Annotated in this window: 19 protein-coding genes and 1 pseudogene; 9 read left to right on the forward strand and 11 right to left on the reverse strand. The window is 66.9% G+C overall.

Annotated elements, in window-relative coordinates:
• The first annotated feature begins 114 nt into the window (after positions 1–114).
• Positions 115–789, forward strand: a complete 675-nt coding sequence (locus Ga0102493_RS14825) for a PilZ domain-containing protein (RefSeq protein WP_051697791.1) — start codon at positions 115–117, stop codon at positions 787–789.
• Positions 790–908: 119 nt separating this feature from the next.
• Positions 909–1,163 carry a ribbon-helix-helix domain-containing protein gene (locus Ga0102493_RS14830; RefSeq protein ID WP_034902870.1) on the forward strand — a complete coding sequence of 85 codons (255 nt, stop codon included), beginning with the start codon at positions 909–911 and terminating at the stop codon, positions 1,161–1,163.
• Here Ga0102493_RS14830 and Ga0102493_RS14835 read toward each other — a convergent pair.
• Both Ga0102493_RS14835 and murA read right to left on the reverse strand, forming a co-directional pair.
• On the reverse strand, positions 1,160–1,384 hold the full coding sequence (locus Ga0102493_RS14835; protein WP_174544545.1) for a hypothetical protein: 225 nt from the start codon (positions 1,382–1,384) through the stop codon (positions 1,160–1,162). The two genes, Ga0102493_RS14830 and Ga0102493_RS14835, sit on opposite strands and share 4 nt — an antisense overlap.
• Positions 1,385–1,449: 65 nt before the next feature.
• Positions 1,450–2,730 carry a UDP-N-acetylglucosamine 1-carboxyvinyltransferase gene (murA, locus tag Ga0102493_RS14840; protein WP_034902426.1) on the reverse strand — a complete coding sequence of 427 codons (1,281 nt, stop codon included), beginning with the start codon at positions 2,728–2,730 and terminating at the stop codon, positions 1,450–1,452.
• Between the two features lie 148 nt (positions 2,731–2,878).
• Here murA and galU point away from each other — a divergent pair, with 148 nt between their 5' ends.
• Positions 2,879–3,760: a UTP--glucose-1-phosphate uridylyltransferase GalU gene (gene galU / locus Ga0102493_RS14845; RefSeq protein WP_034902428.1), complete on the forward strand. Its 882-nt coding sequence runs from the start codon at positions 2,879–2,881 to the stop codon at positions 3,758–3,760.
• Positions 3,761–3,798: 38 nt separating this feature from the next.
• On the opposite strand, the pseudogene Ga0102493_RS14850 reads toward galU, so the two are convergent.
• The 7 genes and pseudogenes from Ga0102493_RS14850 to glnE form a co-directional block, all read right to left on the reverse strand.
• Positions 3,799–4,146: pseudogene (locus Ga0102493_RS14850) on the reverse strand (flotillin domain-containing protein); the annotation flags it as partial.
• Between the two features lie 36 nt (positions 4,147–4,182).
• Positions 4,183–5,493 carry a cytochrome P450 gene (locus tag Ga0102493_RS14855; RefSeq protein WP_034902434.1) on the reverse strand — a complete coding sequence of 437 codons (1,311 nt, stop codon included), beginning with the start codon at positions 5,491–5,493 and terminating at the stop codon, positions 4,183–4,185.
• Positions 5,493–7,055: an acyl-CoA synthetase gene (locus tag Ga0102493_RS14860; RefSeq protein ID WP_034902437.1), complete on the reverse strand. Its 1,563-nt coding sequence runs from the start codon at positions 7,053–7,055 to the stop codon at positions 5,493–5,495. Before Ga0102493_RS14860 ends, Ga0102493_RS14855 begins: the two co-directional genes overlap by 1 nt.
• A 281-nt stretch (positions 7,056–7,336) precedes the next feature.
• On the reverse strand, positions 7,337–8,143 hold the full coding sequence (locus tag Ga0102493_RS14865; RefSeq protein WP_051697792.1) for a M23 family metallopeptidase: 807 nt from the start codon (positions 8,141–8,143) through the stop codon (positions 7,337–7,339).
• Positions 8,144–8,281: 138 nt separating this feature from the next.
• Positions 8,282–9,109 carry a ferritin-like domain-containing protein gene (locus Ga0102493_RS14870; RefSeq protein WP_051697794.1) on the reverse strand — a complete coding sequence of 276 codons (828 nt, stop codon included), beginning with the start codon at positions 9,107–9,109 and terminating at the stop codon, positions 8,282–8,284.
• Positions 9,106–9,579 carry a peroxiredoxin gene (locus Ga0102493_RS14875; protein WP_034902440.1) on the reverse strand — a complete coding sequence of 158 codons (474 nt, stop codon included), beginning with the start codon at positions 9,577–9,579 and terminating at the stop codon, positions 9,106–9,108. The genes Ga0102493_RS14870 and Ga0102493_RS14875 overlap by 4 nt, the downstream gene beginning before the upstream one ends.
• 3 nt (positions 9,580–9,582) lie before the next feature.
• Complete coding sequence (glnE, locus tag Ga0102493_RS14880) at positions 9,583–12,321, reverse strand: bifunctional [glutamate--ammonia ligase]-adenylyl-L-tyrosine phosphorylase/[glutamate--ammonia-ligase] adenylyltransferase (RefSeq protein WP_034902443.1); 2,739 nt, start codon at positions 12,319–12,321, stop codon at positions 9,583–9,585.
• Between the two features lie 113 nt (positions 12,322–12,434).
• On the opposite strand from glnE, the gene Ga0102493_RS14885 reads away from it, so the two are divergent.
• From Ga0102493_RS14885 to Ga0102493_RS16495, 3 genes are read left to right on the forward strand one after another with little or no spacing between them, the layout of a single operon-like run.
• The gene (locus Ga0102493_RS14885; RefSeq protein WP_034902446.1) at positions 12,435–14,141 is read left to right on the forward strand and encodes a M28 family metallopeptidase; all 1,707 of its coding nucleotides are present in this window, start codon (positions 12,435–12,437) and stop codon (positions 14,139–14,141) included.
• A gap of 18 nt (positions 14,142–14,159) precedes the next feature.
• Positions 14,160–15,140 carry an agmatine deiminase family protein gene (locus Ga0102493_RS14890; RefSeq protein ID WP_034902449.1) on the forward strand — a complete coding sequence of 327 codons (981 nt, stop codon included), beginning with the start codon at positions 14,160–14,162 and terminating at the stop codon, positions 15,138–15,140.
• A 35-nt stretch (positions 15,141–15,175) separates the two neighbouring features.
• The gene (locus Ga0102493_RS16495; RefSeq protein WP_257784820.1) at positions 15,176–15,310 is read left to right on the forward strand and encodes a hypothetical protein; all 135 of its coding nucleotides are present in this window, start codon (positions 15,176–15,178) and stop codon (positions 15,308–15,310) included.
• A gap of 6 nt (positions 15,311–15,316) precedes the next feature.
• On the opposite strand, the gene thrS is transcribed toward Ga0102493_RS16495, so the two are convergent.
• Complete coding sequence (gene thrS / locus Ga0102493_RS14895) at positions 15,317–17,314, reverse strand: threonine--tRNA ligase (RefSeq protein ID WP_034902451.1); 1,998 nt, start codon at positions 17,312–17,314, stop codon at positions 15,317–15,319.
• Between the two features lie 364 nt (positions 17,315–17,678).
• Here thrS and Ga0102493_RS14900 point away from each other — a divergent pair, with 364 nt between their 5' ends.
• The 3 genes from Ga0102493_RS14900 to Ga0102493_RS14910 are packed head-to-tail and all read left to right on the forward strand — an operon-like array spanning position 17,679 to position 18,704.
• Positions 17,679–17,864, forward strand: coding sequence for a hypothetical protein (locus Ga0102493_RS14900; RefSeq protein WP_034902454.1), 186 nt, complete (start codon positions 17,679–17,681; stop codon positions 17,862–17,864).
• Entirely contained in the window at positions 17,861–18,502 is a 642-nt protein-coding gene (locus Ga0102493_RS15815; protein WP_236922248.1) for a hypothetical protein, read from the forward strand. Before Ga0102493_RS14900 ends, Ga0102493_RS15815 begins: the two co-directional genes overlap by 4 nt.
• Positions 18,503–18,512: 10 nt before the next feature.
• Complete coding sequence (locus Ga0102493_RS14910; protein WP_034902457.1) at positions 18,513–18,704, forward strand: helix-turn-helix transcriptional regulator; 192 nt, start codon at positions 18,513–18,515, stop codon at positions 18,702–18,704.
• 4 nt (positions 18,705–18,708) lie between these two features.
• On the opposite strand, the gene Ga0102493_RS14915 is transcribed toward Ga0102493_RS14910, so the two are convergent.
• A complete protein-coding gene (locus tag Ga0102493_RS14915; protein WP_034902460.1) occupies positions 18,709–20,385 on the reverse strand; it encodes an alkaline phosphatase D family protein in 1,677 nt (558 codons plus the stop codon).
• Positions 20,386–20,439 lie beyond the last annotated feature (54 nt).

Here is a 20,439-nt window from a genome sequence, read left to right on the forward strand (position 1 = left end):
GCGTTAACCCGTGGAAAGCCCGGATAAGCGCGGTTCCCGGGGTATTCTTCGCGATTCGTTAAGCATGTGCGCTTACCTAGCGGCAGACCAGATCATCGAGGGGGCACAGCCGCCATGACCGTGAACCACAGCCAGCAGGCCTGCGAGAAAAATCGCGGGCAAAGTCGCGGGGAGCGCCGCGAGGAGCGCCGGATCGCCGCGCGCGGCCGGCTCGTCCTGCGCATCGCCAAGCTCGTCTGCGAGACCGGCGAATATGCCTGCATCCTGCGCGACGTGTCGCTGACCGGTGCGGGGCTTTCCTTCTTCCACGAAGTCCCGCCCGACATGCGCCCGATCCTGCAATTGTCGAACGGGCACACTTTCCCGGTCGAACTGGTGTGGAGCGGCGCGGGCCGCGCGGGCTATCGCTTCGCCGTGCCGGTCGCCGAAGAGGACTTCATCGCCGGGGACACCGAGTTCGGCCACCGCCCCCTGCGCCTTTCGATCCGCGCCGCCGCCCGGATCGTAGACGGGTGCGAGATGGCCGAAGCCTCGCTGGTCGACCTTTCGGCGGAGGGCGCGAAGCTCGAAGTCGCGCGCCGTTTCGCGGATCGCAGGGTCGTCAGCCTCGCGCTTGCCGGACGGGCCCCGCGGCTTGCCGAGGTCCGCTGGCAGACAGACGAGGCGTTGGGGCTGCGCTTTTTCGAACCGCTCCCCGCAGCCGATCTTGCCTCTCTTGCGCTGGCCCTGCAGCCTTTCGCCGCGCCCGCCGGGACCGATGAAGGGATCGCCGCGATCCGCGCGGCCTGACGCCTTGTGTTGGAAAGGGCACGCGCAAAGGGCTCTTTCAGGCGGTAGGAAAGCAAAATCGTCGCAGGTTTTGCCGGGCGCGATTCCTAAGCGGCACGCTCCGGCTTGAACCAATGCGCATGCACTATATCAACTTGCGCGTGAGCCCGATTCCCTACCATCCGCCGGTCAAACGCTCGATCGCGATTGCCGGGCACAAGACCTCGATCAGCCTCGAACCAGTGTTCTGGGACATGCTGCGCGATGCGGCCTCGGCGGAAGGGATCGCGGTGAGCGCGCTCGTCGCCCGGATCGATGCCGAACGCATCCGCGCGCAAACCCCGCCCGGCCTCGCGAGCGCGATCCGGGTCTGGTTGGTCAGCCGGGAGCCCTAGTACTTCGCGGTCGCATCGCTTGCCGGATAGGTTTCGTCGAGCGCTTCGTCGTGCTTGGACATGGTGTCCTTGGACGCGGTCGCATCGGCGCCGGCATTGCGGAACGGCCCGTCCGGTTCGCCTTCGGCATAGGCGGCATGGCGCTTCTTGCGGCGACGCCTTTCGAACAGCGAATATCCCGCGAAACCGAGCCCGGCGAGGGCGGCGAGCCTGATGATCATGATTGTCCTCCTGCAAGTTCCCGTGTTTACCAGAACAGCGCAGGGGGAGGGGCGATTGTTCCCGCCTAGTCGTCGACCCGCTCGATATCCGCGCCCGCCAGCTGGAGCTTTTCCTCGAGACGTTCGTAGCCGCGGTCGAGGTGGTAGATGCGCCGCACCTGCGTCTCGCCCTCCGCGGCGAGGGCGGCGATCACGAGGCTCATCGAAGCGCGCAGATCGGTCGCCATGACCTCTGCCCCGGTGAGCCGTTCGACGCCCTTGACGATCGCGGTGCGCCCTTCGGTCGAGACATCGGCGCCCATCCGGGCGAGTTCGGGGACGTGCATGAAGCGGTTCTCGAAGATCGTCTCCTTGAGCACGCTCGTCCCCTCGGCGCGGCACAGCAGCGCCATCAGCTGCGCCTGCATGTCGGTGGCAAGGCCGGGATAGGGCGCGGTGGTGAGATTGACGGGCTTCAGCGGCCCGTTCGTCTCGATATCGATGCCGCGCGCATCCTCATTCACGTGGACCCCGATATTGCGCAGGGCGTGGATCGTCGCGTGCATGTCGTCGGCCTTCGCCCCTTCGAGCCGGACCGCGCCGCCCGTGATCGCCGCCGCGCAGGCATAGGAGCCCGCCTCGATCCGGTCGGGCATGGTGCGGTAGGTCGCCCCGTGGAGCCGCTTGACCGGGTGGATCACGAGGTCGGAGGTTCCGATGCCCTCGATCTCGGCCCCCATCGCGGTCAGCAGGTTGCACAAATCGATGATTTCCGGCTCGCGCGCGGCGTTGAACAGGCGGCACGTACCCTCGGCGAGGACGGCGGCCATCAGCGCGTTTTCGGTCGCGCCGACGGAGACCACGGGGAAATCGAAATCGCCGCCCTTCATGCCGCCGTCGGGCTGGAACGCCTTCACGTAGCCCTGCGCGAGTTCGATATGCGCGCCGAAGGCTTCCAGCGCCTTCAAGTGCAGGTCGATCGGCCGGTTCCCGATCGCGCAGCCGCCCGGCAGCGAGACCGTCGCCTCCCCGGCGCGCGCCAGCATCGGGCCGAGCACGAGGATCGAGGCGCGCATCTTGCGCACGAGATCGTAGGGCGCGACCGTCGAAGTCAGGCGCGAGGCTTCGAACGTCACGACCCGCCCGAAATCCTCGGGCCGCTTGCCGTGAATCTCGACCGAGGCGCCGAACTGCGTCATCAGGTGCTGGAACCCATCGATATCGGCGAGCCGCGGCAGGTTCCTGAGCGTAAGCGGCTCATCGGTCAGCAGCGCGCAGGGAATGAGTGTGAGAGCGGCGTTCTTGGCCCCCGAAATCGGAATCGTGCCCGACAACCGGTTGCCGCCGCGAATGATCAGCTTGTCCATGGCGGATCATTTAGCCGATCGCAGGCCCAGCGCAACTCAAGCGGCTGGTTTGCAAGGGATCGCCGCAGCGGCGTTGACGTTGGTGGAGGCGAAGGCCACGAAGACACCGGTCGCGAATTAGACAGACAATATCAGCGAGACTCTTTCCATGACCTCGACAAAGCCGATCAAGAAAGCCGTCTTTCCCGTCGCCGGGCTGGGCACCCGCTTCCTGCCCGCGACCAAGGCGGTGCCCAAGGAATTGCTGCCGATCGTCGACAGGCCCCTTATCCAGTACGCGGTGGACGAAGCGCGCGAGGCGGGGATCGAACAGATGATCTTCGTCACCGGCCGCGGCAAGTCCGCGATCGTCGAACATTTCGACATCGCCTTCGAACTGGAAACCACCATGGAAGAGCGCGGCAAGGATCTCGGCGTGCTCGATTCGACCCGCGCGGTGCCGGGCGACATCATCACCGTTCGCCAGCAGGTCCCGATGGGGCTGGGTCACGCGATCTGGTGCGCCCGCGCGATCGTGGGGGACGAACCGTTCGCCATTTTCCTGCCCGACGAACTGATGATCGCCAAAAAGGGCGGGACCGGCTGCATGAAGCAGATGGTCGAGGCCTATGAGAAGGTCGGCGGGAACCTCATCAGCGTGCTCGAAGTGCCGATGGAAAGCGTTTCGAGCTACGGCGTGATCGACCCGGGCGCAACCGACGGCGCGTTGACCGAGGTGCGCGGCCTCGTCGAAAAACCGCCTGTGGACAAGGCTCCGTCGAACAAGATCGTCTCGGGCCGCTACATCCTTCAGCCCGAAGTGATGCGGACCCTGGAAACCCAGGAAAAGGGCGCCGGGGGCGAAATCCAGCTGACCGACGCGATGGCGAAGATGATCGGCACCCAGCCCTTCCACGCGGTCACATTCGAGGGCAATCGCTATGATTGCGGGAGCAAGCTGGGATTCGTCGAGGCGACGATGGCCCTCGCGATGGAGCGCGAGGACATGGGCGACGATGTGCGCGCGATCGCGCGGCGCCTGCTGGGCTAGAGCGAGCGGGCGGGCGCGGCGGCCCGCCCGTCGCAGTCCTATTCGGCGGCCGTTTCGCCCGCGGGCGGGTCGATCGCCTTTTCCTTCCGGTCGTTGTCGGCCTCTACCTTCTCGAGCGCTTCGGCGACTTCACCGCCCACTTCCTCGGCCACGCCCTTGACCATGCTGCCCAATGAGGAGCCATCGAGCCCGAGCTCCTTCATCAGCCCGTCGAGCACCGGCGCCTGCGCGCGGTAGGCGAGCGCGGCGGCGACCGCGTCGCTCGCGAGGTTGCCGGTCCCGCCGCCGCCAAGCGGCGCGCCCGCATCGTTGGCCGCGCCCGAACGACCGCCATTGGTGAGCCCGTCGACCTGGACGATCTTGATCGAATCGATCGCTTCCATGGGCAAGGAACAGGAAATTCGGATCAGTGGGGCGCAGAATCACTCCGGGGTGATGCGCAGGGGCAGCGTCTTCAGCCCGCCGACGAACGTGCTGCTCGCCCGCTTCGCCTCGCCCGCTGGCGCCACGCTCGCCACCTTGTCGAGCAGCGCCTCGAACAAAAGGCGCATCTCCAGCCGGGCAAGGTGCAGGCCAAGACACTGATGCGCCCCGGCTCCGAAGGCGAGGTGGCGATTGGGCGAACGGGCGGCGTCGAACTTGCGCGGGTTGTCGAACTGGGCAGGATCGTGATTCGCGGCGACGTAATTGATCATCAGCCAGTCGCCCTTCTTCACCTGCTGGCCGCCGACCTCGCAATCCTCGGCCGCGGTCCGCATGAAATGCTGCACCGGCGTGGTCCAGCGGATCGCTTCCTCGACGATGCCGGGGAGCAGCGAGCGGTCGGCCTTCACCCGCTCCCATTGCTCGGGATCGTTCGCCAGCGCCTGCATCGCGCCCGCGGTCGAGGCGCTGGTCGTATCGTGTCCGGCGGTTGCGACGATGATGTAATAGCCCGCCATGTCGCGCGGCGGCAGCGGCTCGCCATCGACCGTCGCATTGGCGATGACGCTGGCGACATCCTCGGTCGGATGGGCGCGGCGATCCTCGGCGAGCTTGGCGAAATAGTCCTCGAAGCTTTTCACCGCGCCTGCGACCAGCTGCACCACCTGTTCGGGGGTCATGTTCTCCATGCCCGTCCCCGATAGGTCCGCATCCTGCCCGCCGAAAAGCTGCTGGGTGAGCATCTGCATTCGCGGCTCGTCCTCCGGAGGCACGCCGAGGATCTGCATTACGACGCGCAGGGGATAGGGGCCGGAGACCTCCTTCACGAAATCGATCTCGCCGCCCTTTTCGATCATCGCATCAACCGTGCGGTGGGCGAGCGCGCGGATCTCCTCCTCGATCCGGCCGAGATTGCGCGGCATGAACCAATCCTGGGTAAGCCGGCGATATTTCGGGTGGATCGGCGCATCGAACACGACGAGCGAATCGACCAGCATGTCCGAACCCGTCGCCGCGCGGCTGAATTCGATCGCCTGGTTGAAGCTGAACACGACAGGGCGCGGATTGTTGAGGAAGGCGGCATTGTCCTTCGATATCCGCATCACGTCGTCATAGCGGGTGACCAGCCAGAAGGGTTCGAACAGGCCCTCGGTCTCGGGCATGACCTTCGCCACCGGCGCCTCCTCGCGCAGCCGGTCGAAGGTGTCGAGCAGGCCGTCCCATTCGGCATAGGCCTTGGGGTCGATTACCTCGCGCGCGGTTTCGGGCGGGAGGGCGGCGGGCTGCTTCGTATCGCCGGCGCTCGCCATCAGGCGTCGACCCCTTCACGCGCCTTGGCGACATATTCGTCGCGCAATTCGCGCTTGTAGAGCTTGCCGTTCTGTTCGCGCGGCAGGTCGGGGCGGAAATCGAACAGCTTGGGCATCTTGATCCGGGCAAGCTGGGGGGCGAGGAATTCGCGCAGTTCCTGTTCGAGCGCCTCGCCCGCTTCGGCCATGTCGATCGGCTGCACCACCGCGACGACCTTTTCGCCAAGATCGGGATCGGGCGCGCCGATAACGGCGGCGTCCATCACCTTGTCGTGGGTGACGAGGAGGTTCTCTATTTCCTGCGGGTAGATGTTGACCCCGCCCGATATGATCATGTGGCTCTTGCGGTCGGTGAGGTAGAGGAAGCCGTCCTCGTCAACGTGGCCGATGTCGCCAAGCGTCATCCAGCCCTTGGGATGCATCGCCTCGCGCGTTTTGGCCGGGTCGTTGTGATAGGTCGGCAGCAGGTCGTTCTCGAAATAGATCAGCCCGTCCTCACCTGCGGGCAATTCCTCGCCGTCGGGACCGCAGATGTGCAGCGTGCCGTAGATCGCCTTGCCCACGCTGCCCGGATGGGTGAGCCAGTCTGGCGAGCGCACCATGGTCATGCCGATGCTCTCGCTGCCCGCATAATATTCGTTCACGATCGGCCCCCACCATTCGATCATTTCCTGCTTGATCGGGACCGGGCAGGGCGCGGCGGCGTGGAGCGCGCGGCTGTGGCTGGAAAGGTCGTATTTCGTGCGAACCTCAGGATCGAGCTTGAGGAAGCGAACGAAGTGGGTCGGGACCCACTGGCTGTCGGTGACCTTGTATTTCTCGATCGCGGCGAGCGCGGCCTCGGGCTCGAACTTCTCCATCATCACCACGGTCCCGCCGAGCCGGTGCGCGGTGGAGCACCAGCCGATCGGCGCGGCGTGATAGAGCGGGGCGGGCGACAGATAGACCATCGACCCGTCGGTCGGCATTCCGGCGCCCATCACCGCGAGCCCCATCAGCGGGATGGCGGCCTGCGGGTCGGGATCGGCGGGCGGGGCAGGGCGGATGCCCTTGGGCCGCCCGGTCGTGCCCGACGAATAGAGCATCACCACCCCGGCGCTCTGGTCCTCGATCGGCTCGGCGGGCTGGGCGGCCAGTGCGGCGGCGAAATCCTCGTCGCCGCTCCCGCCCATCACCAGCACAGGAAGGTCGGGACATTGGGCCCGCACCCCCTCGAGCACGTCCGTGAAGGCGGTGGAAGTGATCAGCAGCTTCGCCTCGCTGTCGCGCAGGATGTAGGCGATCTCGGGCGCGGTCAGGCGGGTCGAGATCGGCACCAGCATCGTGCCCGAGCGCTGCGAACCCCAGATGAGAGTGAAATATTCGATCCTGTTTTCGAGCAGCACCGCGAAGGCATCGCCGCCGCTTTCATTTGGACCGAGCCCGCGAGCGCGCAGCAGCTGCGCGAAACGGTTCGCCTCGTCCTCCATTTCGCGAAAAGTGATCGTCTCACCGCTACCGGCCATGATGACGGCGGGGTGATCGGGACGTGTCGCGGCATGCGCGGTCGGATGCAGGCTCATGATGTGTCTCCCAAAGGGGCGCCCTCGTTCGCTTGATGACGGGGCGCGCTCTCTCGGAGACGGAAACTAACCGCGCGAGACGTGCGGGCAAGTGAAATCGAAAGCGGGTTGAAGGTCTTGCGGAGTGTGCGGGGCGTCGGGCGGGAAAACCCGCGGCCCCACAAAAAAGGCCGGGAAAACCCGCCGGCCCCACAAAAAAGGCGGCGGGAAAACCCGCCGCCTATATCGGACACCCTCTCCAATGTCCGGCCCGCTTCTCGCGGGCAAACTGCTCCGTGAGGCTATTCGCCGCCCTGGCCGGTCAGCTCGGGGCGTTCCGCCGCGGCGACCTGCGTTTCGGTTTCCACCATATAGGGAATCGGATTGACTGCAACCCCGTCCACGCGAACTTCGTAATGCAGGTGCGGACCGGTCGAACGACCGGTGGAACCGACATAGCCGATGAGATCGCCCTTGCGCACCCGCTCGCCCTCGGCGACGGCGAGCTTGGACAGGTGGGCATAGCGCGTTTCGAGCCCGGCTCCGTGATCGGTGTAGATGACGAGGCCGTAGGAGGACGAGAATTCGGCCCGTTCGATCATGCCGTCGGCAGTTGCATAGACCGGCGTGCCGGTCGGCGCGGCGAGATCGACGCCCTTGTGATGCGCCCGGCGGCCAAGCACCGGGTGCGTGCGCATCCCGTAATCGCTGGTCATGCGAAAGCCCGAAAGCGGCATGCGCGACGGCACGGAGATCACCGGCTGTTCGACCGGGGCGCCCGGACCACTGGTGTCGAGCGAACGCCAGTTGGCGAAGAGCTGGCGAAAGCGCGGATCGCCATTGGTGAGGGTGTCGCCCTTTTCCTCGCGCAGCGGCTTCACAACGTCAGCGGCGGCGGCGTTCGAGGAAGCCGCGTTCGCCGAATTGGCGCCCGCTGCACTGGCGGTATTGGCGGCGCTGTTGGCCGTGGCGGCATTCGCATTCGCCGCATTGGCAGCGGTGTTCGCCATCGCAGGGCCTGCCGCGGCGAGGCCGACGGCAGCCGCAAGAGTGGCTGTCATCCTGGCGAATTTGGCCTTGGTAATCCTGGCAAGCACGGTCGCGCTCATTTTGACCCGGTCCTTCGTTGCGGCGCGACACGCGCCTTTTCGCTATCCCGGCGCGTCTCAATCGCACGCCTTAACGCCTGCCCGGAGTTCCGCGGAACCTGTCTGGCCTGACGAAATTCGGGTTATCGGGCGCAATTCCTAACTTGCAACATTAGTGTAGAAATCCCGGGACAAACCGGCTGCAAGGCGCGCCGAGTCGTTGAAAGGGGGTTTGAGCGTCCCCCGGAAGTGCGTCCCGACCAGGTATTTCCACAGGGATTCGGGCGCCTTTCCAAGACCCTCGGCGATCTTCAGAAAATGTTTGGTGCCAAAGCGCACGTGGCGGATTTCGTCGTCAAGAATGCGCGCGAGGATTTTCGCGCCGTGCGCGTCGCCTGCGGCCTCGACCCTTTCGAGCGTCGCCGGTGTCACGTCGAGCCCGCGCGCCTCGAGCACCATCGGCACCACTGCCAGCCTCGCTGCGACATCGGCCCTCGTGCCATGCGCCGCTTCCCACAATCCGGCATGGGCGGGCAGCGCGCCGTAATGGCTGCCGAGCGATTCGAGCTTGCGGGCGAGCAGCGCGAAATGCAACGCCTCGTCGGCAGCGACGGAAAGGAAATCGCTGACGAATTCCTCGTCCATCTCCCCGCCGAATCGCCCCGCCATGTCGAGCGCGAGATCGATCGCCACGAATTCGATGTGAGCAAGCGAATGCCACAGCGCGATCCGGGCCCGAACCGATCCGAACTTCCCGCGCTTGGGCATCCGGTTCGGCGGCAGCAGTTCGGGCTTGTCCGGCCATGCGGGCCGGTCGGGCATGGCGACATCGAAGGCGAAAGCGAGTTCGCCCCGCCGCCAGCGCCGCGCAACGTCGCGCGCGGCAAAGCACTTGGTGCGCGGATCGGCGGTCAGCAGGGCCGCGCGGATCGCGTGAGCGACGCTTTCGGAGACGACGCTTTCGGGGCCCGCGCTCTCGCGGCTCAAAGGGCTTTCGCCGCTGCCAGCACTTCCTCGGCGTGTCCCTTGACCTTCACCTTGGGCCAGACCTGCGCGATCTTCCCGTCCGCACCCACGAGATAGGTCGATCGGACCATGCCCATATAGGTCTTCCCGTACATCTGCTTTTCCGCCCACACGCCGAGCGCATCGGACAGCCCGCCTTCTTCCGCATCGGTCGCGAGCGGGGTGGTGAGGTCGTGCTTGGCGATGAACTTCTGGTGCTTCTTGGCCGAATCCTTGGAGACGCCGAGCAGCGCCACGCCGGCGGCGTCGAACTCGCCCTTCAAGGCGGAGAAATCCTTCGCCTCGGTGGTGCAGCCGGGCGTGTTGTCCTTGGGATAGAAGAAGACCACCAGCTTGCGCCCCGCAAAGTCGGACGGCTTCACGCTGCCGCCATCGGGCGTTTCCATCGCGATGTCGGGCATGGCGTCGCCGACGCCGGGAAAGTCGCTCATGTTTCAGCTCCCCTGTTGGTGGATGATGTCCTGACCGAGAATCGCGTGCCAGGTTCCGGCCACCCTTTGCCGCGCCTCGGCAAGGGCGCGCAAGAGGCTGGCATAATCCGACTGCCTGCACGCCTGCGCCAGGGCGCGGGCGGCGAGCGGGGGCGGCTCGTTCCCGCCCGGGGCGAGCAGGCGTCCGGCGACCAGCATGCGGGTCATGAGGTCGTAATCCTCGTGAAAGCCCTGCGGCAGCAGACCAGCGGCGACCAGCGCCGGGATCGTCCTGCCAAGATCGGCGGCAAAGGCGGCCGGATGCGCCTCGGCCAGCGCTCTTCCGCCGCGCAGCTGGAGGTAGTGGACGAGGAATTCGAAATCGACCAGTCCGCCGCGCTGCAGCTTGACGTCAAGCTCGCCTCCGGGCGTCTTGTGGAGCGCCATGGTGTCGCGCATCTCGAGCACCGATTCGCGCAGGTCCTCCGCATCGCGCGGGCGGAACAGGACGTCGGCGATGAGCGCCTCGACCTCCTTGCGCGCTTCCTCCGAGCCGACCAGAACCCGCGCGCGGGCCAGCGCCATGTGCTCCCACGTCCAGGCCGCCTCGCGCTGATACTTGGCGAAGGCCTCGCAGCTCACCGCAAGCGGGCCCTGCGCGCCCTGCGGCCTCAATCGCGTATCGATCTCGTAAAGCGCGCCCTCTGCCGTGGGCACGGACAGCGCCGCGCTCAACCGGCTTGCGAGGCGGTTGAAGTAATGCGTCGCGCCCAGAGGTCGCTTGCCGTCCGATTGCGAGGCGAAATCGCCGGTGAACAGGTAGACGATGTCGAGATCGGAGGCATGGGTCAGCGCCCCGCCTCCGAACCGGCCGAGCCCCAGCACGAGCAGTTCGCTGCCTTCGATCCGGCCATGCGCGCCGGCGAATTCCTCAGCCGTCGCTTCGTGGGCGAGCCGCAGGGCGGCCTCGGCAGTGCGCGAAAGCGAGGCGGCGACATCGAGCGGGTCGGCCCGTCCCTCGATCAGCTCCACGCCGAGAGCGAAGCGCACCTCGCCCGTCACGACCCGGATCGCGTCCAGCAACGCCTCGTAATCCTCGCGCGCGGCGGCGGCCTTGATGCGGCCCATGATCGCCTCGAGAGCGCGCGGCAGGCGCGGCGCATCGCGGTCGAGCAATATGTCGAGCAGTTCGGGACGCCGGGCAAGCTCGTCGGCGAGGACCGGGGCGAGAGTGAGCGCGGAGATCAGCCGGTGGAGCAGGTCGGGCCGCGCCTTGAGCAGGTGGAACAGGTTGATCGCCGAACTCGCCCGATCGAGCACGCTTTCCCAGCGCACCAGCGCGCGCTCGGGGTCGTCGGCATCGAGGAAGGCTTCGGCGAGCGTCGGCGCGATGGCCTCGAAGGCGGCGAGCGCCTGCGGCGTGCGCAGGCTCTGATAGCGTCCGTCGCGCCAGTCCTCCATCCGCTGCGCAAGCTGGGCGGCGCGCGCGGTGCGTGCGCCGGGATCGCCCGCGGGCTCGGCAGCGGGGGTGGGAGGCGGAGCGGGGGGATCGACCGGCAATTCCTCGCGGATCAGCGCATCGTAGATCGCTCCCGTCCGCGTGGTCAGCCCCTCCAGTTCCGCGATCAGCGCCGCGCCGTCCGAAAGCCCATCGAGCCGCGCCACCGAATCGAGCGCCTCGGCGCTCTCGGGCAGCGCATGGGTCTGGCGGTCGTTGACCATCTGCAGGCGGTGCTCGATCTCGCGCAGCCGGTCATACCCCTCGCCCAGCACCCGCGCATCCCGGGGCGAGACGTGGCCGGCCGCGGCCAGCGCATCGAGCGCCTCGCGCGTGCCGCGCACCCTCAGCGAAGGATCGCGCCCGCCATGGATGAGCTGCAGGGTCTGGGCGTAGAACTCGATCTCGCGGATGCCGCCGCGACCGCGCTTCACGTCGAAACCGGGGCCGGGCCGGGGCGCGCCCTCGTATTCCTCGCGGATGCGCTTGGTAAGGCGGCGGATTTCCGCGACCGCGCCGAAATCGAGATGGCGCCGCCAGACGAAGGGGCGGGTGGCGGCGAGGAATTCCTCGCCCAGTTCGATATCGCCCGCAGCGGGCCGCGCCCGGACGAAGGCGGCGCGCTCCCATGCCAGCGCCTGCCCCTGATAATGGGCGAGTGCGGAGGCGATCGGCACGGCGGGCGGGCTGATCTCGCTTGCCGGCCTGAGCCGCAGATCGACCCGCATGACATAGCCCTGCGCCGTCGTTTCGGACAGCAGCCGCACGATCCGCCGCGCGTAACGCTGCGCCGCCTCGCCCGGATCGTCCTTTTCGCGCCGCGGGAGCCGGTCGGGATCGAACAGCAGGATCGGGTCGATGTCGGAGGAATAATTGAGCTCGCCCGCCCCCTGCTTGCCAAGAGCCAGCGCGACGAAGCCGTCGCTCGATTCCCCGCCCGTGCGTTCGCGGATCGCGGTGCGGATCGCGCGGTCGAGTGCACGGTCGGCGAAAGCGGTCAGTTCGCCCGTCACTCGGATCAGGGCAAACGCCCCGGCAAGATCCCCGATGCCAAGCGCGGTCGCAAGCCCGAGCCGTTCGCGCCGCAGGGCGGCTTCCGGCTCCTCGCCCTCCCCGCGCGCCTTCGCCCATGCGATCGCCGCCTCGCCTTCACCGGCAGCAAGCAGTTCGGCAAGCTCCGGCTGCCGATCTAGCGAGCGCGCGAGGAACGGCGCATGGGCGCGCGCCCGCTCGATCGCTCCGGTCCAGTCGGGACGGTCTGACATGGCTTCCTCTTGGGCTGCTCGCGCGGCTCTCGCAAGCATGCACCCGCTTGCCGATCCCGCGGGGCTCTGCAAGAGAAGCCGCATTCACGGGGAACGTAAGGATCTTGAAGGACATGAGACGATCTTTCGCGCTGCGAGCCGCCGCTCTTGCCGGGGCGCTGATGCTGGGAGCATGCGACGCCGCCTTTCCGGGTATGGAATCCGCCGAGGCCGAGCTGGACATTCCCGAAGTCGAACCGGGCGACATCTCCCAAGAGACGATGAAGACGGTCACGAAGACGCTGTCGCAGGACAGTTTCGAAGGCCGCATGCCCGGCACCGAGGGCGAGGAAAAGACCGTCGCCTATCTCACCGAACGCTTCGCGGCGGCGGGGCTTCGGCCCGGCAATGGCGACAGCTGGGTGCAGGAAGTCCCGCTGGTCGAGATAACGGGAAAGAACTACGCCCCGCTCACGATCACGGGTGGCGGTCCCGGCCTCGGCTTCGACTATGGCAGCGAATGGGTCGGCGTGACCTATCGCGAGGACGGGACGACACGGCTCGAGGACAGCGAACTCGTCTTTGTCGGATACGGCATCAACGCGCCCGAGCGCGGCTGGAACGATTATGAAGGCGTCGATGTCACCGGCAAGACCGTTGTCATCCTCGTCAACGACCCCGACTGGGAGACCCCGGGGCTCACCGGCACTTTCGGCGGCAAGGCGATGACCTATTACGGGCGCTGGACCTACAAGTACGAAGAGGCCGCAAGGCAGGGCGCGGCGGGCGCGCTGATCGTCCACCAGACCGAACCGGCGAGCTATGGCTGGAACGTCGTCGAAAGCTCGTGGTCAGGCCCGCAGGCCTATGCCAGGCGGGGCGAGAATGCGCCGCCGCTCACCAGGGTCAATGGCTGGATCCAGCAGGATGTCGCGCGCGAGATCATGGCCGCCGCGGGTCAGGACCTCGATGCGCTCAGCGAGGCCGCGAAGTCCGAGGATTTCAAGGCCGTGCCGCTCGGTCTCAAGGCCTCAACGAGCTTCGAAAACGATTTCCGCAATTTCGTCAGCCGCAATGTCATCGGTATCCTGCCGGGCAGCGAGGCGCCTGACGAATATGTCATCCACACCGCGCACTGGGACCATCTCGGCCGGTGCAAACCCGCGCCCGACGGGGACGACATCTGCAATGGCGCGGTCGACAACGCCACCGGCACGGCCGCACTGGTTGCGCTTGCCGAAGCGCATGCCAAGGCAGGCGCGCCGCGCCGCAGCCTTGTCTTCCTTGCGGTGACGGCCGAGGAATCGGGCCTGCTCGGGGCGGATTACTATGCCGCGAACCCGGTCTTCCCGCTCGCGCAGACCGTGGGGGGCATCAACATGGACGCCTTCGACATGGCCGGGCCCGCGCGCGACGTCACGGTCGTCGGGCCGGGCAAGTCGCAGCTCGACGCCTTTCTCGAGGCGGGTCTGGTCGCCGACGGGCGCGTCGCGACCCCGAACCCGAGCCCCGAGGCGGGCTATTACTACCGGTCCGACCATTTCGCCTTCGCCAAGCGCGGGGTGCCGATGCTCTATGTCGATGGCGGGCAGGACCTGATCGAGGGCGGTCGCGAGGCTGGCAAGGCGATCGCCGAGGATTACCGCGCCAATCGCTATCACGGTCCCAAGGACGAATATGACGAGAACTGGGACTGGTCGGGCGTGATGGCCGATCTCCAGCTGTTCTACCGGATCGGCCGGGCGATGGCGACGAGCACGAGCTGGCCGAACTGGAACGAGGGCGACGAGTTCCGCGGCATTCGCGACCAGAGCTGCGCCGCTTCCGACGCGGGCTGCTGAGCGAGGGGGAGAGCCGCCATGGCCGCGACGATGCCGCCCGAATGGGCGAAGCAGGACTGGCTGTGGATCGGCTTTCCCCATCTCGCCGAGGAATGGCCCGGCTTTCTCGCGCCCGCACAGGAGCAGATCGCGGCCTTCGCCAATGCGGTGGCGGAGAGCGGGCAGCAGGTCCGCCTGCTGGTCCGCGACGATGCGAACGAGGCCCGCGCCCGCACCCTGACGAGCGATGCCGTGACGCTAGAGCGGCGGACCTATGGCGATGTCTGGCTGCGGGATACCGGCCCGCTGGTGGTGATGGACAAGGTCGAACGGCGCGCAATCCGCTTCGCCTTCAACGGCTGGGGCGGGAAATACGAGATGCCGGGCGATGAAAGCGTCGGAGAGACGATCGCGCGCGATGCCGGGCTATCCGTCAGCCATTCGCCGATGATACTCGAAGGCGGCGCGGTCGATACCGACGGCACGGGCCTCTGCGTGACGACCGAGCAATGCCTGCTCAACCCCAACCGCAACCCTTCCATGAGCCGCGCGGCCATAGAGGAAGAACTCGCCGCCCGGCTCGGCTTTACCCGAGTGGTCTGGCTCGGCGAAGGATTGGTGAACGACCACACCGACGGCCATGTCGACAATCTTGCGCGCTTCGTCGGCGAAAACCGGCTCGTCGTGCCCGAACCGGCGGGCCGGGACGACCCCAATGCCGCGATCTACGATGACGCCGCCAACCGCGCGGCCGGGGCCGGGATCGAGGTCGTTCGCATCCCCTCGCCCGGCCGGATCGAGCGGGAAGGCAGGATCGAGCCCGCAAGCTATGTCAATTTCGCGATCACCTCGAACCTTGTCGTCGTGCCGGTTTTCGGGTCGCCGAACGACGATGCCGGGGTTGAAGCAATCGCCGCGCTGTTCCCGGACCGCAAGACCGTCGGCCTTCGCGCCGATGCCGTTCTGGCCGGAGGCGGAGGCTTTCACTGCGCCAGCCAGCAGATGCCCGCGGCCCCTTAACGCTTCGTTAGGGTTTGGCGCGGAAACTGGCGTGCATGAGCAGAGCCATCGCCCTCACCGCCGCTACCCGGGCGCAGATCGCGCTCCGGCACGAAGCGATCCTGCGCACGGCGATCGTCACCGCGACCGCACTCGCGCTGATCCTCGCGGGCCAGCCGCTTCCCTTCTAGACCTGCTTACGCGAGATCAGGCGGGGTCGCCGCCTCGCCGATCAGCGCAATAGCTTCGTCCAGGGACAGGACGCGCTGCTCCTTCTCGCCGAGAATGCGCATCGCAACCGTGCCTTCCTCCGCCTCGCGCTTGCCCACCACCAGCAGGTAGGGGACCTTGGCAAGCGAGTGTTCGCGCACCTTGTAATTGATCTTCTCGTTGCGAAGGTCGCTATCTACGCGCAGCCCCGCCGCGGCCAGTTTCGCCGTGGCCTCCTTCGCATAGTCATCGGCATCGGAAACGATGGTGGCGACCACCGCCTGAACCGGCGCGAGCCATGCGGGAAGCCGCCCTGCGAAATGTTCGATCAATATGCCGATGAAGCGTTCGTAGGAGCCGAAGATCGCGCGGTGCAGCATGACCGGGCGGTGCTTTTCGCCGTCCTCGCCGACATAGCTCGCATCGAGCCTTTCCGGCAGGACGCGGTCGGACTGGATCGTGCCGACCTGCCAGGTGCGCCCGATCGCATCGGTCAGGTGCCATTCGAGCTTGGGCGCGTAGAATGCGCCCTCGCCCGGCAATTCCTCCCAGCCGAATTCGTCATTCGCCATGCCCGCTTTGGCCACCGCGTAGCGCAATTCCTGCTCGGCCTTGTCCCAGTCCGCATCCGAGCCGTAGCGCTGCTCGGGCCGGGTCGCGAGCTTGATTTCATAAGTGAAGCCGAAATGCTGGTAGACGCTGTCGGCAAGCTCGCAGAACTTGCGCACTTCCTCGACCACCTGGCTTTCCGTGCAGAAGATATGCGCGTCGTCCTGCGTGAACTGGCGCACGCGCATCAGGCCGTGGAGCGCGCCGTGCGGTTCGTTGCGGTGGCAGCAGCCCATTTCGCCCAGCCGGATCGGCAGGTCGCGGTATGAGGTGATGCCCTGCTTGAAGACCAGCACGTGCGCCGGGCAGTTCATCGGCTTCAGCGCCATCCAGTCGGCGTCCTTCGAGATCAGCTCGGCGCCTTCCTCGGTGTTCGGGACCTCGTCGGGGATGACGAACATGTTCTCGCGATACTTGCCCCAATGGCCGGACTGCTCCCACTGGCGCGCGTCCATCACCTGCGGCGTCTTGATCTCGCGATATCCGCCCGCATCCATGCGGCGACGCATGTAAGCCTCGAGCTCGCGCCAGATGCGATAGCCCTTGGGGTGCCAGAAGACGCTGCCATGCGCCTCTTCCTGCAGGTGGAAGAGGTCCATCTCGCGCCCCAGCTTGCGGTGGTCGCGCTTGGCGGCTTCCTCCAGACGGGTGAGGTGGGCGTTCAGTTGCTTCTTGTTGAGCCAGCCGGTGCCGTAGATCCGCGTCAGCTGCGCGTTCTTCTGATCGCCGCGCCAATAGGCCCCGGCGACGCGCATCAGCTTGAATGCCTGCGGATCGAGCTTGCCGGTGCTTTCGAGATGCGGGCCGCGGCACATGTCGAGCCAGTCGTCACCCGACCAATAGACCGTCAGTTCCTCGTTCTCGGGCAGTTCCTTCGCCCATTCGGCCTTGAAGGTCTCGCCCTCGCTTTCCCATTTCGCGATCAGCTGCTCGCGGCTCCAAACCTCGCGGCGCAGCGGCTTGTCAGCCCTGATGATCTCGCGCATCTTCTCCTCGATGGCGGGCAGGTCGTCCATCGAGAAAGGCTCGCGGTTTTCGGGCGCCTTCACGTCGTAATAGAAGCCGTCGTCGGTGGCGGGGCCGAAGGTGATCTGCGTGCCCGGATAAAGGGCCTGCACCGCCTCGGCGAGGATGTGGGCATAATCGTGCCGGACGAGTTCGAGCGCTTCGGCCTCGTCCCTTGCGGTGATGAGCGCGAGTTCGGCATCGCTATCGAAGGGGCGGCAAAGATCGCGCACCTCGCCGTTCACCTTCGCGGCGAGAGCAGCCTTGGCGAGGCCCGGTCCGATCGCGGCAGCGACATCGGCGGGGGTCGAGCCCGGCGCCATTTCGCGCACCGATCCGTCGGGAAGGCTGATCTTGAGCAGTTCGGTCATTTGTCTCGCAGTCCGTCTTACTTGGGGTGCGCCCTGCCACAAGCGGACGCGCACCGGAAGAGCGGTGTTGCCTTGGAATGGCCGATTTCGGGAGGACACCGCACCGCCCGTCGGCCGGGCGGCGGAGCCTGTCGCTAATGCGCGAGAGCCCGCCCCCGGAAACCGGAGGTGGTAGTCGTCATGGGGCTGGTCAGCGCTCGTGCCATGGGGGGGAGATAATCTCCCAACAGGCGATTGTCACGCGCAAGTTGATCAAAGTCAGCCGGCGAGAGGCAAGCTCGCGCTCCTTTGTGGAAAGGTTGCTTGACATTGTCCGCAGAAAATGACAAGTGTGCTTTCCATAGTTGCAAGGGAGCTTGTCACCATGTCCAACACCAGCACCATCATCCCGGCCCTCGCATGGGCCTGCGTCATCATCCTCGTCGCCTTCGTCATGCAGTCGCAGGGGGTCAGCGATCCCGCCACCGCGGGCATCATCTTCGGCCTCACCGGCGCCGCCTGGGGCAGCCTCCAGTCCGACACGCCCTGCGGGCGTGGATGCCTCCAGTGAACGCCGCCTCCTCCCGGCCCGACAGCGATCCGCGCACGGGATTCCTGGGACGCGGACCCCATTTCTGGGCCGGGCTGTTCGTCGCCAGCTCGCTCGCGCTCGGCCTGCTCAGATGGACCGGCGCCATCGAGGGGCTGGAGATAGTGCTCGTCCTCGCGCTCGTCCCGCTCGCGCTCCTTGCCGCCGTGTTCCGCGCCGCCCAGCTTTCCGCGCGCAGCAAGGCCGAGGCCGGCTCGCGCGGACTCGCGCAGGCGCGCTATGTCAAGCGGACCGCGCTGTTCACCTCGCTCTACCTCGTCGCCGTCGCCTCGCTGTCGCTATTCGGCGATGAAACGGGGCCGCAGGCGGTCCGCGTCCTGCTCGCGCTGCTGCCCGGCCTTGCCATCATCGGCGTGTTCTGGGCGATCGGGCGGCTGATGGTCGAAGAAGAGGACGAATTCTTAGCGATGCTGACCGTGCGACAGTCGCTTGTCGCAACCGCCGTCGCGCTCAGCGCCGCCTCGGTCTGGGGCTTTCTCGAAAGCGCCGACCTCGTCCCCCATCTCGACGCATGGTGGGTCGCGGTGGCGTGGTTCTTCGGCCTCTTCGTCGGCGCGGCCTTCAATCGCGTGCAGCACGGCACGTGGGGCAGCGCCTAGGGGGCCGCGCGTGAAGAACCGTCTGAAAGTGCTGCGCGCGGAACGCGACTGGTCGCAGCAGGATCTCGCCGACCGATTGGAGGTCAGCCGCCAGAGCGTCAACGCGATCGAGAAGGGCCGCTACGACCCCTCGCTCCCCCTCGCCTTCCGCATCGCCGAAGTGTTCGGGATGCGGATCGAGGAGATCTTCAGCCGCGACTAGCGGATCACGCGTCCAGCGTGCGCGCGCCCGCCCCGACCGAGACCCGCTTGGTCCCCGCGAGGCGGGTCGAGCGCTGCCTGACGCCCTCGACGAAACGGAATTCGGTGGTTGCGCGCGCGGGGGTCAGCTCGACCGTCATGTAGCCGCGCTGCGCGGTGTCGGCCCATTGCAATTGCGCGTTCTCGGCCACCAGCGCGTTCGCGAGATCGGCGGGCGGAACGAAGGAGAGATAGCTTTCGAAACCGGGCGATGTCGTCCCCTGCACGCCCACTTCGACGCCCACCTTCGCGCCCGCGTGATCGAGGTCGAAGGCCCAGGCATTGTGCGTGTCGCCCGCGAGCACCAGCAGGTTCGCATCGGCTTCGAGCGCGGCCTTGAACACCCGTTCGCGCGCGGCGGGATAGCCGTCCCAGGCATCCATGTTGAGCGGCAGGCCGACACGGCTCGCCATCGCCGCCGCCATCATCCGCTGGCGAATGAAATCGGGCAGGCTGCCACCGGCCTGCTCGGCAAGCGCGGCGGGGCTCCTGAGATTGCCCATCAGCACCTGCTGCGCGAGCACCTGCCACGTCGCCCCGCGCGCGGTCGAGGCGGCGAGGCCTTCGGCCAGCCATTGCTCCTGCGCTTCGCCGAGCAACTGGCGCGAAGGGTCCGCCCAGTCGCCTTCGCGGAACTTCACCAGCGCGGCGAGCGCGGCCTCGGGATCGCTCGCGCCTTCAAGCACGGTGCCGAGATCGAGCTGTTCGTTGCGCCCCTCCAGCCGCGTGTCGAGCCGGAAGATCGTCGCGAGGTCGCCGATGTCGTAGGCGGCATAGGGTTCGTCCGAGACCGGCATCCATTCGCGGTAGACCCGCTTGGCGATCGCCTTGCGCACGTCCCACGGGCCTTCGCTGTCCGGCTGGTGGTTCTGCGCCCCGTCCGTCCAGCTGTCATTCGCGCTTTCGTGGTCGTCCCAGACCGCGATCATCGGCAGCGACTGGTGCAGGCGCCTGAGGTCCGGGTCGGCACGATAGGTCGCATAGCGGGTGCGATAATCGGCGAGCGTCACGATCTCGTTGTCGGGTTCGAGGTCGCGGCCCGGATCGGCCTGCGCGGCCGAGGGATAATTGCCCGCACCGTATTCGTAGATGTAATCGCCCAGATGCACCGCCAGGTCGCAATCATTGGCTTCCGCCGCATGGGCATAGGAATTGAACCAGCCAAAGCCGAAATTGGAGCAGGAGAACACCGCGAGGCGGAATTTCTGCACCCCTCCTTCGGGCAGCGTGCGGGTGCGACCGATGTCGGAGACGGTCCCGCCCGGCGCGGTGAAGCGGTAATAATACCAGCGGTCCGGTTCGAGGCCGTTCGCGATCGCCTTGGCGCACCAGTCGCGGCTCGCGCTCGCGGTGACCGTGCCGGCCGAGGCGATGCGGGCGAAATCGGCGGTGTCGCTGACTTCCCATTCGAGCACGGTCTCGGCATCGGCGACGAAGCGGGTCCATAGCAGGACGCTGGTTCCCTGCGGCTCGCCGCTGGCGACCGAATGGGTGAAGCCGCTGCCCCATGTGCGCGCTCCGGCAGGCGTCGCGGCAAGCGCGGAGGCCGCGCCAGCGAGCGCGAACAGGCCGCGGCGCGAGACATCGGCGAGAGAGTACGAGGCGGGCGAGGGGGCCGGTGCGGCGGCGTCGTTCGTGGTCATGCTTGCAGCCGATAATCGCCGATGGTGTCGAAGCTGTGACAGCGCTGAGGGCTT

Source organism: Erythrobacter litoralis (genome assembly GCF_001719165.1).
Classification (GTDB): domain Bacteria; phylum Pseudomonadota; class Alphaproteobacteria; order Sphingomonadales; family Sphingomonadaceae; genus Erythrobacter; species Erythrobacter litoralis.

Excerpts from the sequence above, each read along its gene's own strand:
- Ga0102493_RS14915 (WP_034902460.1), bottom strand. The coding sequence starts at position 20,385 with ATGACCACGAACGACGCCGCCGCACCGGCCCCCTCGCCCGCCTCGTAC.
- Ga0102493_RS14900 (WP_034902454.1), top strand. The coding sequence starts at position 17,679 with ATGTCCAACACCAGCACCATCATCCCGGCCCTCGCATGGGCCTGCGTC.
- galU (WP_034902428.1), top strand. The coding sequence starts at position 2,879 with ATGACCTCGACAAAGCCGATCAAGAAAGCCGTCTTTCCCGTCGCCGGG.
- Ga0102493_RS14825 (WP_051697791.1), top strand. The coding sequence starts at position 115 with ATGACCGTGAACCACAGCCAGCAGGCCTGCGAGAAAAATCGCGGGCAA.
- Ga0102493_RS14885 (WP_034902446.1), top strand. The coding sequence starts at position 12,435 with ATGAGACGATCTTTCGCGCTGCGAGCCGCCGCTCTTGCCGGGGCGCTG.
- Ga0102493_RS14890 (WP_034902449.1), top strand. The coding sequence starts at position 14,160 with ATGGCCGCGACGATGCCGCCCGAATGGGCGAAGCAGGACTGGCTGTGG.
- Ga0102493_RS14830 (WP_034902870.1), top strand. The coding sequence starts at position 909 with ATGCACTATATCAACTTGCGCGTGAGCCCGATTCCCTACCATCCGCCG.
- Ga0102493_RS14875 (WP_034902440.1), bottom strand. The coding sequence starts at position 9,579 with ATGAGCGACTTTCCCGGCGTCGGCGACGCCATGCCCGACATCGCGATG.
- glnE (WP_034902443.1), bottom strand. The coding sequence starts at position 12,321 with ATGTCAGACCGTCCCGACTGGACCGGAGCGATCGAGCGGGCGCGCGCC.
- murA (WP_034902426.1), bottom strand. The coding sequence starts at position 2,730 with ATGGACAAGCTGATCATTCGCGGCGGCAACCGGTTGTCGGGCACGATT.
- Ga0102493_RS14855 (WP_034902434.1), bottom strand. The coding sequence starts at position 5,493 with ATGGCGAGCGCCGGCGATACGAAGCAGCCCGCCGCCCTCCCGCCCGAA.
- thrS (WP_034902451.1), bottom strand. The coding sequence starts at position 17,314 with ATGACCGAACTGCTCAAGATCAGCCTTCCCGACGGATCGGTGCGCGAA.
- Ga0102493_RS16495 (WP_257784820.1), top strand. The coding sequence starts at position 15,176 with ATGAGCAGAGCCATCGCCCTCACCGCCGCTACCCGGGCGCAGATCGCG.
- Ga0102493_RS14860 (WP_034902437.1), bottom strand. The coding sequence starts at position 7,055 with ATGAGCCTGCATCCGACCGCGCATGCCGCGACACGTCCCGATCACCCC.
- Ga0102493_RS14835 (WP_174544545.1), bottom strand. The coding sequence starts at position 1,384 with ATGATCATCAGGCTCGCCGCCCTCGCCGGGCTCGGTTTCGCGGGATAT.
- Ga0102493_RS14865 (WP_051697792.1), bottom strand. The coding sequence starts at position 8,143 with ATGAGCGCGACCGTGCTTGCCAGGATTACCAAGGCCAAATTCGCCAGG.